14 protein-coding genes are annotated in these 11,221 nt (G+C 73.3%); 7 read left to right on the forward strand and 7 right to left on the reverse strand.

Features of this window, described 5'->3' with window-relative positions; all coding sequences use genetic code 11:
* Nucleotides 1-20: 20 nt before the first annotated feature.
* Nucleotides 21-1,448 carry an adenylosuccinate lyase gene (purB, locus tag HHX35_RS23400; protein WP_182900888.1) on the forward strand — a complete coding sequence of 476 codons (1,428 nt, stop codon included), beginning with the start codon at nucleotides 21-23 and terminating at the stop codon, nucleotides 1,446-1,448.
* An 8-nt stretch (nucleotides 1,449-1,456) separates the two neighbouring features.
* Complete coding sequence (locus HHX35_RS23405) at nucleotides 1,457-2,206, forward strand: GNAT family N-acetyltransferase (RefSeq protein WP_220505762.1); 750 nt, start codon at nucleotides 1,457-1,459, stop codon at nucleotides 2,204-2,206.
* Between the two features lie 12 nt (nucleotides 2,207-2,218).
* On the opposite strand, the gene HHX35_RS23410 is transcribed toward HHX35_RS23405, so the two are convergent.
* Nucleotides 2,219-2,956 (reverse strand): HAD family hydrolase, encoded by a 738-nt coding sequence (locus HHX35_RS23410; protein ID WP_182900889.1) that lies wholly within the window; start codon nucleotides 2,954-2,956, stop codon nucleotides 2,219-2,221.
* A 98-nt stretch (nucleotides 2,957-3,054) separates the two neighbouring features.
* On the opposite strand from HHX35_RS23410, the gene HHX35_RS23415 reads away from it, so the two are divergent.
* A complete protein-coding gene (locus HHX35_RS23415; protein WP_310739254.1) occupies nucleotides 3,055-3,501 on the forward strand; it encodes a metalloregulator ArsR/SmtB family transcription factor in 447 nt (148 codons plus the stop codon).
* A complete protein-coding gene (locus HHX35_RS23420; protein ID WP_182900891.1) occupies nucleotides 3,498-3,944 on the forward strand; it encodes an SRPBCC domain-containing protein in 447 nt (148 codons plus the stop codon). Before HHX35_RS23415 ends, HHX35_RS23420 begins: the two co-directional genes overlap by 4 nt.
* 76 nt (nucleotides 3,945-4,020) lie before the next feature.
* Here HHX35_RS23420 and HHX35_RS23425 read toward each other — a convergent pair whose 3' ends face one another.
* The 3 genes from HHX35_RS23425 to HHX35_RS23435 form a co-directional block, all read right to left on the reverse strand.
* Nucleotides 4,021-4,779, reverse strand: a complete 759-nt coding sequence (locus HHX35_RS23425; RefSeq protein WP_182900892.1) for a MerR family transcriptional regulator — start codon at nucleotides 4,777-4,779, stop codon at nucleotides 4,021-4,023.
* A 151-nt stretch (nucleotides 4,780-4,930) separates the two neighbouring features.
* On the reverse strand, nucleotides 4,931-6,076 hold the full coding sequence (locus HHX35_RS23430; protein WP_182901047.1) for an RNA polymerase sigma factor: 1,146 nt from the start codon (nucleotides 6,074-6,076) through the stop codon (nucleotides 4,931-4,933).
* 11 nt (nucleotides 6,077-6,087) lie between these two features.
* Nucleotides 6,088-6,495 carry a YciI family protein gene (locus HHX35_RS23435; protein ID WP_182900893.1) on the reverse strand — a complete coding sequence of 136 codons (408 nt, stop codon included), beginning with the start codon at nucleotides 6,493-6,495 and terminating at the stop codon, nucleotides 6,088-6,090.
* Nucleotides 6,496-6,633: 138 nt separating this feature from the next.
* Here HHX35_RS23435 and HHX35_RS23440 point away from each other — a divergent pair, with 138 nt between their 5' ends.
* Both HHX35_RS23440 and HHX35_RS23445 read left to right on the forward strand, forming a co-directional pair.
* Nucleotides 6,634-7,461 carry a MerR family transcriptional regulator gene (locus HHX35_RS23440; protein WP_182900894.1) on the forward strand — a complete coding sequence of 276 codons (828 nt, stop codon included), beginning with the start codon at nucleotides 6,634-6,636 and terminating at the stop codon, nucleotides 7,459-7,461.
* Nucleotides 7,458-8,015 carry a GyrI-like domain-containing protein gene (locus HHX35_RS23445; protein ID WP_182900895.1) on the forward strand — a complete coding sequence of 186 codons (558 nt, stop codon included), beginning with the start codon at nucleotides 7,458-7,460 and terminating at the stop codon, nucleotides 8,013-8,015. Before HHX35_RS23440 ends, HHX35_RS23445 begins: the two co-directional genes overlap by 4 nt.
* Before the next feature lie 10 nt (nucleotides 8,016-8,025).
* Here HHX35_RS23445 and HHX35_RS23450 read toward each other — a convergent pair whose 3' ends face one another.
* Nucleotides 8,026-9,129, reverse strand: coding sequence for a tyrosine-type recombinase/integrase (locus tag HHX35_RS23450; RefSeq protein ID WP_182900896.1), 1,104 nt, complete (start codon nucleotides 9,127-9,129; stop codon nucleotides 8,026-8,028).
* A 52-nt stretch (nucleotides 9,130-9,181) separates the two neighbouring features.
* Nucleotides 9,182-9,649: a ribosomal protein L7/L12 gene (locus HHX35_RS23455; protein WP_182900897.1), complete on the reverse strand. Its 468-nt coding sequence runs from the start codon at nucleotides 9,647-9,649 to the stop codon at nucleotides 9,182-9,184.
* Between the two features lie 132 nt (nucleotides 9,650-9,781).
* Here HHX35_RS23455 and HHX35_RS23460 point away from each other — a divergent pair, with 132 nt between their 5' ends.
* Nucleotides 9,782-10,006, forward strand: coding sequence for a hypothetical protein (locus tag HHX35_RS23460; protein WP_220505763.1), 225 nt, complete (start codon nucleotides 9,782-9,784; stop codon nucleotides 10,004-10,006).
* A 208-nt stretch (nucleotides 10,007-10,214) separates the two neighbouring features.
* Here the strand turns inward: HHX35_RS23460 and HHX35_RS23465 are convergent, their stop codons facing one another.
* Nucleotides 10,215-11,165: a DUF2218 domain-containing protein gene (locus HHX35_RS23465; protein ID WP_310739255.1), complete on the reverse strand. Its 951-nt coding sequence runs from the start codon at nucleotides 11,163-11,165 to the stop codon at nucleotides 10,215-10,217.
* Nucleotides 11,166-11,221 lie beyond the last annotated feature (56 nt).

The following is an 11,221-nucleotide window of genomic DNA, read 5'->3' on the forward strand; positions in this document are numbered from 1 at the left end:
GCTCAATAGACTGGGCCAACGTGAATGCCAAGCCGCGTATCCCGAATGTCCTGGCCGCCCGTTACGCTTCGCCGGAGCTGGCCCGTCTGTGGTCTCCCGAGCACAAGGTGGTGCTGGAACGCCGGCTCTGGCTCGCCGTGCTCAGGGCCCAGGCCGACCTCGGGATCGAGATGCCCGAGCAGGCGATCGCCGACTACGAGAAGGTGGCCGAGCAGGTCGACCTGGCCTCCATCGCCGAGCGGGAGAAGGTCACGCGGCACGACGTGAAGGCCCGCATCGAGGAGTTCAACGCCCTGGCCGGGCACGAGCACGTCCACAAGGGCATGACCTCCCGCGACCTGACCGAGAACGTCGAGCAGTTGCAGATCCGCGACAGCCTGCTGCTGGTGCGCGGCAGGGTCGTGGCGCTGCTGGCCCGCCTGGGCCGCCTGGCCGCCGAGCACGCCTCGACCGTCATGGCGGGGCGCTCGCACAACGTCGCCGCGCAGGCGACCACGCTCGGCAAGCGCTTCGCGACCGCCGCCGACGAGCTGCTGGTGGCCTACGAACGGCTGGAGGACCTGCTGGAGCGCTACCCGCTGCGCGGAGTCAAGGGCCCGGTCGGCACCGCGCAGGACATGCTCGACCTGCTCGGCGGCGAGGAGCGGCTGGCCGCGCTGGAGGACCGCGTCGCCGCGCACCTGGGGTTCGCCCGCCGCTTCACCAGCGTCGGCCAGGTCTACCCCCGCTCGCTGGACTACGACGTGCTGACCGCGCTGGTGCAGCTGGCCGCCGCGCCGTCCTCCCTGGCCAAGACCATCCGCCTGATGGCCGGGCACGAGCTGGTCACCGAGGGCTTCAAGGAAGGCCAGGTCGGCTCGTCGGCGATGCCGCACAAGATGAACACCCGTTCCTGCGAGCGCGTCAACGGCCTCACCGTGATCCTGCGCGGGTACGCCTCGATGGCCGGGGAGCTCGCCGGCGACCAGTGGAACGAGGGCGACGTGTCCTGCTCCGTCGTCCGCCGGGTCGCCCTGCCCGACGCGTTCTTCGCCTTCGACGGCCTGGTGGAGACCATGCTGACCGTGCTGGACGAGTTCGGCGCGTTCCCGGCGGTCATCGAGGCCGAGCTGGGCCGCTACCTGCCGTTCCTCGCCACGACCAAGATGCTCATGGCGGCCGTGCGGGCCGGGGTCGGCCGCGAGACCGCCCACGAGATCATCAAGGAGCACGCGGTCGCCTCGGCGCTGGCCATGCGATCACGCGGCGTGGGCAACGAGCTGCTCGACCGCCTGGCCGCCGACGAGCGTTTCCCGCTCGGCCGGGCCGAGCTCGACACGCTGCTGGGCGACCGGGCCTCCTTCGCGGGCGCGGCCGCCGGTCAGGTGGCGGCCGTGACCGCGCGGGTCGGCGAGATCACCGCGCGCCATCCCGATGACGCCGCCTACGTCCCGGGCGCGATCCTTTAGGGACGCGCGTGCGTGAACTGGTGAGCGAGGCCGAGGTCGTCGCCGCCTCGGGCGACGACGACCTCGTCGTGTGGGCGGCGCAGGGCATGCGGCCCGGCGTACGTGCCTGGGCGTACGGGGACGCGGTGGCGGTGGCCAGCCCCGGGGCGTCCCGGCGCGACCGCCTGGTGGTGCGGGGCACGGCCGCCCAGGTCGTCCCGCTTGTGCGGCACGCCCTGGCCGAGGCCGGGCCGTCGTACCGGCCCCTCGGCGACGCCGCGCTGATCGAACAGGTCGTCGAGGCCGTGCCGGAGCTGGAGCCGGCGGTCCGCTTCTCCTGGATGGGCACCGAGAAGCTCGCCCCGCCCCGTCACGAGGCGACAGCCCGGGAGGGGGCGGCCTCCTGGCTGGCGGACTCCGCCGCCCCGGAGGTGGCGGCGCTGCTCGCCGCCGCCAGCCCCGACTCCTACGCCGTGCCGGGCCTGCCGCGCGTACGCCGCTGGGCCGGCGTCCGGGACGGCTCGGGCGCTCTGCTGGCGGTCGCGGCCGACGCGTGGTCCGCGCCGACGGTGGGCCTGCTCGCCGGCGTCGCGACCGCCGCACCGGCGCGGGGACGCGGGCTGGGGGAGCGGGTGTGCAGGTTCGTGGCGTCCGCGCTGCTCGCGGAGCACGGGCGCGCGGCGCTGATGGTGGACGACTGGAACCAGGCGGCCGTCGTCGTCTACGAACGGCTCGGCTTCGCCCGCCACCGCGTCGCCGCCACCGGCCTGCGCGGCTGAGCCTTTCGCGGTTCAGGCGGCGCGCGACGGGCCGAGCAGGCGCGGACTCAGCGCGGCCAGCACGTCGGGCAGGTCGCGCAGCGTGGTGATCCTCGTCACGGCGGGGGAGGAGGTGCCGGGCTCGGCGCGGTAGCGGTCGAGCCACACCCCGCGCATCCCCGCCCGGGTGGGGGCGACCGCGTCGAGCAGGAGGTTGTCGCCGACCATGAGCACCTCCTGCGGGCGCAGGCCGAGCTTCGCCGCCGCCTCGTGGTAGCACCGCGGGACGGGCTTGAACGCGCCGAGCGTGTCGGGCGTCAGCACCACCTCCATGCGGTCCATCAGCCCGATGCGGCGCAGTTTGGCCTCCTGCTGCACGGCCACACCGTTGGTGAGCACGCCCAGCACGGGGGCGTCGTCGAGGGCAGCCAGCGCGTCCAGTGTCTCGGGCACGTCGGCGAAGGCGGCCCAGGCCGACTCGTAGTGGGTCAGGAAGCCGGCGAAGGCCGCGTCCGGGTCGGACGGCTCGCGCAGCCCGAGCCGCCGGCAGAACTCACGCAGCCGCCGGCGCCGCTGCTCGGCGAACGAGCACTCCCCGGCCTGCCACGCGGGGACGTGCTTGTCCTCCAGGTCGAGCCACAGCGCCGGCGTCTCCGGCAGCAGCTCGTGACCGGGGCAGACCGACTCGGTCCAGCGGGTCGCGGCGTGCGCGACCGCCCGGCGATGATCGAAGAGGGTCTCGTCGAGGTCGAACAGAATGGCCCTGATCACGAGTCCCCATCTTGACTGGGTCGTGTTTCCAGCGCGTTTCCTGACTGTGAAGCCCACTGGAGATGACAGGTAGGAAATTTCCTACCTATTATGGGGTCGTGGACGTCACCCCCACCGCCGTACGGCAGTCGTCACCGGCGGAAGACGAGATCTTCGCCGCACTCGCCAGCCCGGTGCGGCGCGAGGTGCTGCGCCTGCTCCGCGAGCGCGGCCCCCAGTCCGTGCAGGAGCTGGCCTCCTGCTTCTCCATGGCCCGGCCCAGCTTCTCCGAGCACCTGCGGGTGCTGCGCGAGGCGGGCCTGGTCAGCGAACGCAGGGACGGCAGGCGCCGGCTCTACCGTCTGGAGCCCGTCCCGCTGGTACGGGTCCGCGACTGGCTGGACCCCTACGAGCGGTTCTGGCGCGACAGGCTGTCCGCCCTGCGCCACCTGCTCGACGACACCGAAACCACAGAAACCGAAACCACAGACGAAACCGGCGCCGGAGGCCGCCCGCACGACAGCGGCAGCGGCCCCCGGACGGACCAGGACGAGGAGAGACCATGACCGACGCCGACGACCCGACCGTGCTGCGCCTCGACGAATACCTGGCGCACCCGCCCGCCCGCGTGTGGCAGGCCCTGACCGACCCGGACCTGCTCGCTCGGTGGTTCATGCCGGGCGACTTCCGCCTCAGCGTGGGACACCGCTACACGATGGGCGGGACGGCCATGCCCGGCACCGGGTTCTCCGGGACCGTCCAGGCCGAGGTGCTGGCCTTCGAGCCCGAGCGCATGCTCCGGCTGGGCTGGCGCGACGCCGACCCCGCGAGCCCTGGCGGCGCCGACTGGACGATCACCTGGACGCTCGAACCCGAAGGCCGGGGCACCCGGCTGTTCCTCACCCACGAGGGCTTCGACCCCGGCAACGAGATGCAGCGGCGGGCCCGCTCCATCATGGACGGCGGATGGCGCCGCCTGATGACCGGCTCGCTCGCCGCCGTACTGTGACCGCCTGGACCCCCACCGGACCGCCTGAACCCCCTGAACCCCTGGGTGGACGTCCTGAGTGGGCCACCACCCGGGGTCAGGCGTGCCGCGCCGCGTTGGCGTGGACCGCGTCGCGGACATAGCGGCTCAGCCCCTCGGCGACCCGCTCGTAGTTCGCCGCGAAGCGCGGATCGGTCACGTACATCTCCCCGAGACCCTTGTGGATCTCGTAGGTGCAGTCGTAGAACCAGCGGGTGATGTGCGCACGGTGCCGTTCGGCCACGTCCATCGCCCGCTCGCCGTCCGCAGGCGCCCCCTCGGCGAAAGCCGCCGCGAACGCCTGCAGCACCTCGCCGGCCTCCGCCGTGATCGCCCGCCAGTCGTCCTTGGTGTAGCGGGCCGTCCGGCGGCGGCTCTGCTCGAACGCGTCGGTGCCGCCCCAGCGCTCCTCCGTCTCCTCGGTGTACTGCTCGGGATCGAAGTCGCCGAAGACCTCGAACCGCTCCTGCGGCGTGAGGGAAAACCCCATCTTCCTCGCCTCCATCGCACGTTCGACCGCCGCCGCCATCGCCTCCAGCCGCCCGATCCTGCGCCGCAGCAACTCGTGCTGGCGGCGCAGGTGGGTCACCGGGTCCCCGCCCGGATCGTCGACGATGACGGCGATCTCCTCCAGGGAGAACCCGAGCTCCCGGTAGAACAGCACCTGCTGCAGCCGGTCGAGGTCCGGATCGCTGTAGCGCCGGTATCCGGCAGCCGACCGCTCGCTGGGCCGCAGCAGCCCGATCTCGTCGTAGTGGTGCAGCGTGCGCACCGTGATCCCCGCGAAGCGGGCGACCTGGCCGACCGAGTAGCCCATGGGCTCTCCTCCCTTCCGGGGTCCAAGCCTGCGGCCTCCCGCGACGTGAGGGTCAAGCCGAGCAGCCCAGGCCGATATCGGCGTGTGAACACCCGGGCGCCGGGGGCCGCACACCCCGGCGCCCGGGTGTGCCGTCCTCCCCGTGCCGTCCTCACCGACGCGGCAGTTGCCGCACCCGTGCGGCCTCTCGGGTGAGATGGTCGCGTTCGGGCACGCTGGTGGCGGCGCGGGCGGCCTCGGCGTACAGCTCGGCGGCGCACTGGAGGTCGCCGGCGCGTTCGTGCAGGTACGCCGTCACCGCGGCGTAGCGGGGCAGACCGGGGTCCACGCCGGCCAGCGCCGCCAGCCCGGCCCGCGGCCCGTCGGCCTCGCCGACCGCCACCGCGCGGTTGAGCCGCACCACCGGGCTGCCGGTGAGGAGCAGCAGTTCGTCGTACCACTCGACGATCTGCACCCAGTCGGTCTCGCAGGCGCTGCGGGCGTCGGCGTGCAGGGCGGCGATCGCGGCCTGCGCCTGGTATTCGCCCAGCCGGTCGCGGGCCAGCGCGCCCTGCAGGATCGTCACCCCCTCGGCGATCAGACCGGTGTCCCAGCGCGACCGGTCCTGCTCGGCGAGCGGCACCAGGCGACCTCCAGGGCCGGTGCGAGACGCGCGGCGCGCGTGGTGCAGCAGCATGAGCGCGAGCAGCCCGGCGACCTCGGGTTCGTCGGTCAAGGCGACGAGCTGGCGGGTCAGGCGAATCGCCTCGGCCGCCAGGTCGACGTCTCCTCCGTACCCCTCGTTGAAGACGAGGTAGAGCACCCGCAGCACCGTTCCAAGATCGCCGGGCTGGTCGAGCGGCAGCCCCGCGATCCGCCGCTTGGCCCGGCTGATCCGCTGCGCCATGGTCGCCTCGGGGACGAGGTGGGCCGTCGCGATCTGCCGCGTGGTCAGGCCGCCGACCGCGCGCAGCGTCAGCGCGACGGCCGAGCTCTGCGGCAGGGTGGGGTGCGCGCACAGGAAGTACAGCCGCAGCGTGTCGTCGGTGGCGGGCGCAGGACCGGCGGGAGGCTCGGCTTCCACGGTCAGTTCCCGCCCCCGCCGCGACGCCTCGGCGCGCGCGGCGTCGAGGAACCTGCGCCAGGCGGCCGCGACGAGCCATGCCTTCGGATCGCGCGGTGGATCGCCGGGCCAGGTGTCCAGCGCCCGGATCAGGGCCTCCTGCACGGCGTCCTCGGCCGAGGCGAAGTCGGCTCCACGCCGGACGAGGATGCCGATCACCGCGGGCACCAGCTCCCGCAGCAGCGACTCGTTCACCGCGTCACCCGTCACTCCGTCACCGTGGGCGGCTCGGTGAGGAACGGCCGGACCTCGAGCCACTCGTAAACCGGCTCGCCGCGGGGCCCGGGAGCGGCGGACAGCTCCCCGGCGAGCTGGACCGCGCGATCCCAGGAGTCCACGTCGATGATCATCCAGCCGGCGATGAGGTCCTTGGTCTCGGCGAACGGACCGTCGGTCACCGGCGGGCGCCCCTCGCCGTCATAGCGCACGAACGTGCCCTCGGGCGCCAGCGCCTGTTCGCCGACGAACTCACCCGTCTCCTCCAAGCGGGCCGCGAAGTCGCGCATGTACTGGATGTGCGCGTCGACCTCCTCCGGCGTCCACTGGTCCATCGACCCGTAGTCGACGACGTGGGCCGGGCCACCTCGGTAGTGCTTCAGCAGCAGGTACTTCACGGTGGTTCTCCTTCTTCCTCACGCGGCCGGACGTCGCCGCTCCTGCCCCTGGGACGGAGCCGGCGCCGCGTTCTCGACACCCGGCGCGACATCTTTTCAAGAAATCCCGCGGTGGACTCTCCCACTGGGGGAGAGGCCATGCTGGGGCACGTGAACGACGACCTCCTGTCGATCGGGCAGTTCGCCCGCCTCGCCCGGCTCAGCGTCAAGCAACTGCGCCACTACGCCACACTCGGCCTGCTCGAACCCGCCTGGATCGACCCCGCCAGCGGCTACCGCTACTACCGGACCGCCCAGGCCCGCGACGCGCTCGTCATCGGCCTGCTGCGCTCCCTCGACGTCCCGCTGCCCGTCGTCGCGGAAGTGCTGTCCCACGGCGACGAGGGGGAGGACGCCCGGGGACGGGACTCCGCGGCCGCCGCGCTCGCCCGGGTCAGGGACGACCTGGAGGCCGAACTCGCCCGGCGCAGGCGCACCCTCAAGAGCCTCGAACACATCCTCGCCACCGGCCTGCCCGGCGCCGAGGTCACCATCGTCACCGAACCCCCACGCCCCGCGATCGTCGTCCGCGACCTGGCGGCCACCCCCGAGGACATCGGCCGCGCCACCTCCGCCTGCGTCGCCCGGCTGATAGCCGCCGAGCCACCCGCACCCGCCCTCGTCGGACTGTTCCCGCTCGACTACGGCGAGTCCATCCCCGTCGCCGTCGCCCTCACCGGCACCGGCCTGCCGCGGGTGCCCGGTGCCTACCCCGAGATCCTGCCCGGCGGCACGTTCGCCACCGCCGCCCACGTCGGTCCCTACGACCAGATCTCGCTCACCGCCCACGCCCTGCTCACCTGGTGCGCGGAACGCGGGCACGCCCCAACCGGCCCCCTCCGCGAGGCCTACGTCTCCGACCCCGCGACCACCCCGCCCGAGCGGCTGGTCACCCATCTGATGATCCGACTGGAGGACGAAGAATGAACTGGTATTCCGCCGCCGACACCCCCGAAATCGCCGACTTCGGCCCCGTAACGGGACTCGGCGTCACCGGACGCGGCGCACCCGGCGGGCCCGCGCACCTCGCCGCGATCACCGCCCTGTACGCCGTCGCGGGACCCCTCACCGGCCTCGCCGGGGGACTGCCCATGCCCGTTCTCGAAGGCCGCTGGTGGGTCGAGGACGTCACCCGCCATCCCCTCGACGTTCCCAGGGACGAATGGCACTGGCACCTGTTCCTGCGCCTGCCCGCCACCCTCGACCCCGCCCTCGCCGAACAGGCCCGCGAGGCCGCCCGCCCCGCCCCCGGCATCGACGCCGTCCAGCTCGTCACCTTCACCGACGGGCGGTGCGTCCAGATGACCCACCACGGCTCCTTCGCCGAGGAACCGAAGTCGCTCGCGCTCATGGACGAGTTCATGCGCGCCCACGGCCTCGTCCCGGCCGGGCTCCACCACGAGATCTACCTGAGCGGCGTCCAGGAGACCGACCCCGCGGCCATCCGCACCATCCTGCGGCAACCCGTGCGCAGCGCCTGAACACCCTCCGTCAGGCGTCCGGCCCGGCCTGGTCGTTCCGCCCGGCCCGGCCGCGCCGGCGGCGCAGCAGCGGATGCGACCCCATCGCCACCTCCAGTTCCCCGGGCAGGTCGTCCCGGTAGCGGCCGAGCGTCGACAGATCGCTGTGGCCCAACACCCGCCGCACCGCGTCCATGTCGGTGCCGTCCGCCAGCAGGTGCGTCGCCGTGGTGTGCCGTAACCCGTGCGGGGTCACCGCGCGGCGCCGCCCGGGATCCACCTGCCGCTGCACCCGGTCGATGACCGCCTGCACATCGCCCCGCGCCAGCCGCCTGCCCCGCCAGGACAGCAACAGCGCCTTCTCACCGTCCTCGCCCGCCCGCACCGCCAGGTACGCGTCCAGCGCCGCCGCGACGGCCTCGGGCAGCGGAACATCCCGGGTGCGCCCGCCCTTGCCGAAGATCCGCCAGTAACGCACCCCGTCGTTGGTGTAGAAGTCCTCCACGTTGGCCCGCACCAGCTCCGACACCCGCGGACCCAGTGTGGTCAGCAGCAGCACCACCAGCGCGTCACGCACGTCCGTCCGCTGGTCGGCCCGCCTGCGGCGCCCCGCGCCGGAGCCGGTCGCCTCCGCGGGCGGCGCGGCGGGGGAGCCCGCGGCCTCGATCAGGCCCTCGGCCTGCTCCCGTGTCAGCGCCCGGCGCTCCGGCCGCAGCCCGCCCCGCTCCCGCGCCCGCACCGACGAGGCCGCCATCGGATCCAGATGCACCCAGCCCGCCGACGTGGCGTGCCGGAACAACGCCGACACCGACCGGCGGAACCGCGCCTGCGACGCCGCGCTCTGCCCGGTGTCCTTCCCCGTGCTTTTCCCCGTGCCCTTCCCCTGGCCGTCGCCCTTCCTGCGCTCGTCCGGTTTGCGCGCGAAGGCCAGCAGCACCGCGTCCACGTCCTCACCGGTCAGGTCGTCCAGCACCCGGTCCGGCCCGGCCAGCCGTACGAACGTGGCCACGTCCCGCGCGTAGACCTCGGCCGTGGCGGGCGACAGCGCACCCGTCACGGTCTTGGCCCGGACCAGCTCCACATAGCGGTCCCCGGCCTCCTGCACGGTCAGCCTGTTCACCTGTACGGGCAGCATGATCGACACCGTACCGAGCCGCACCGACAGCAAACGCCGCGACGGCGCTCTCCTACCCCTCGCCGCCCTCCGCGTCGACGGCGTCGATCGCGTCGACGAACCGCTCGGCCTCCGACTGGCCCATGCCCGTCTCGCCGCGCACCAGGAACACCGCCTGCTCGCCGCGTCCGGCCGCCTTCAGCTCCCGCACCCGCGACGCCAGATCGGGCCGCGCGTGGCCCGGGGCCACCGGCAGCGGCCGTCCGGAAACCAGGGCCTCGGCCAGATCCTTGGCCTCCTTCAGGCCCAGCCCGGTCTGCTCGCGGATCAGCTTGATCGCTTCGATCTTCTTGTTGTCGGCGTACAGCTCCCGCACCCGGTGCTGCAGGTCGGCCGAGACCGGCGGCAGCAGGCCGGGGCTGCGCCACGCCAGCGGCCCGGCGGGGCGGGCACCGGCCCGCACGGCGGCGAGCCCCACACCGAGAAGCGCGATCACGATGACGGCGAGGACCAACAGCTCGAACGGACCGATGTTAGGCATGCGGTGATCGTAAGCCCCGCCCCAAGGAACAGTCAGCCCTTCCGGCTCCTGGCCGGTTCGTCAGGCGGGGCCGGGAGGCAGGTGGACAGTCATGATCAGGCTGCAGGTTCCGGTGCCCGAGGAGCGGTAGACGTGCGGGGCGTCGGCGTCGAACGTGGCGGGAGGCGCGACGGCGTCGGCGGCCACGACACGGACGCGGCCTTCGGGGACCTCTCCGTCGTCGCCGTCGTCACCGCCCTCTACCCGGCGGGCACGGTCCTGCTCGCCCGCGGCGTGCTCGCCGAGCGCATCCACCGCGCCCAGCTCGTCGGCTTGGGCGCCGCCGCCGTCGCCGTCAGCCTCCTCGCCCTGGCCTGAGCACGCCTGCGTGGCCGGCCCGCGGAGGAGGCCGGCCCCGCCGAGCGCCTGCGGCAGCGTGACACCGGCCGGCGGCGAGCCCTCTCGGTAGCAGAAGGAGTCGTCGTGGTAGCCGATGTCCCGCTTCGTCGCCGCGCCTGCCGCGGAGTCGGGGTAGCGGATCCCCAGCTTGAGCCCCGTGGGCGGGTGATCGGGCGGCCCCGGCGGGTCAGCCCACCCGCCGGGCGATCGTGACGCCGTCGCGCACCGGCAGCATCACCGACTCGACCCGGCTGTCCTGTGCGATCGTGTCGTTCAGGCGGCGTACGGCCACCTGCGCGTCCCCCTGGAAGGCCGGGTCGAACACGCGCCCGCCCTGGAACACGTTGTCGAGCACGACCAGGCCGCCGGGACTCAGCCGCGTCACCACCTCCTCGTAGTAATCCGGGTAGCTCACCTTGTCGGCGTCGATGAAGGCGAAACCGACGACCGGCTCGGCCGGAAGCGCGCGCAGCGTCTCCAGCGCCGGCCCGATCCGCAGGTCGATGCGGTCGGCCACCCCCGCGCGCTCCCAGTAGTTCCTGGCGATCGACGTCCACTCCGTGCTCACGTCGCACGCCAGCAGCCGCCCTTCCGGCGGCAGCCCCCGCGCGATGCAGATCGAGGAGTAGCCGGTGAACACCCCCACCTCCACGGCCAGGCGGGCACCCGACATCCGCGTCAGCATCGTCAGCAGGGCGCCCTCGTCGTGCGAGACCTGCATCCCGGCCGCGCCGCCCGTCTCCTCCCGCGTCCTGACCACCAGATCCCGCAGCACCTCGTCCGCGGGAGAGCAGTGCGTGAGCAGGTAGTCGTCCACGACGGGGGACAGAGTCCACGCCGCGTCACCCCCGACCGGCGGCGACCAGTCGACCACGAGCTCCTCCTGGGTGGCGAACCGCAGCAGGTGACGGGTGACCACGTCCCGCACGCCGAGCAGCGCCTCCTCGGCAGCCGCGGTCGCGATCATCTCGAACCCGCCGCCGCGCGGCCTCAGCACGCAACGCCCGGACCGCAGCTCGATCACCGCCCGGCCGTCGCCGCCGAGCACGGTCTCCACCTTGTGGCCCATGTGCGACACGAGCTGCTTGATGTAGCGCTCGGGCCTGTCGGTGACGACGTACGCCGTCGAATGAGGCATCGGCTTCCTCCATCTGACACATCAAGCGTCGAGAGTTTTCGACGCTTCCGGCCCGC

Source organism: Microbispora sp. H10830, assembly GCF_014161375.1.
Taxonomy (GTDB): domain Bacteria; phylum Actinomycetota; class Actinomycetes; order Streptosporangiales; family Streptosporangiaceae; genus Microbispora; species Microbispora catharanthi.

Bases quoted from the DNA above. Each gene is read 5' to 3' on its own strand.
- HHX35_RS23465 (WP_310739255.1), bottom strand. From the start codon at position 11,165: ATGCCTCATTCGACGGCGTACGTCGTCACCGACAGGCCCGAGCGCTAC.
- HHX35_RS23425 (WP_182900892.1), bottom strand. From the start codon at position 4,779: ATGGGCTACTCGGTCGGCCAGGTCGCCCGCTTCGCGGGGATCACGGTG.
- HHX35_RS23445 (WP_182900895.1), top strand. From the start codon at position 7,458: ATGAACTGGTATTCCGCCGCCGACACCCCCGAAATCGCCGACTTCGGC.
- HHX35_RS23450 (WP_182900896.1), bottom strand. From the start codon at position 9,129: ATGCTGCCCGTACAGGTGAACAGGCTGACCGTGCAGGAGGCCGGGGAC.
- HHX35_RS23440 (WP_182900894.1), top strand. From the start codon at position 6,634: ATGCTGGGGCACGTGAACGACGACCTCCTGTCGATCGGGCAGTTCGCC.
- HHX35_RS23455 (WP_182900897.1), bottom strand. From the start codon at position 9,649: ATGCCTAACATCGGTCCGTTCGAGCTGTTGGTCCTCGCCGTCATCGTG.
- HHX35_RS23420 (WP_182900891.1), top strand. From the start codon at position 3,498: ATGACCGACGCCGACGACCCGACCGTGCTGCGCCTCGACGAATACCTG.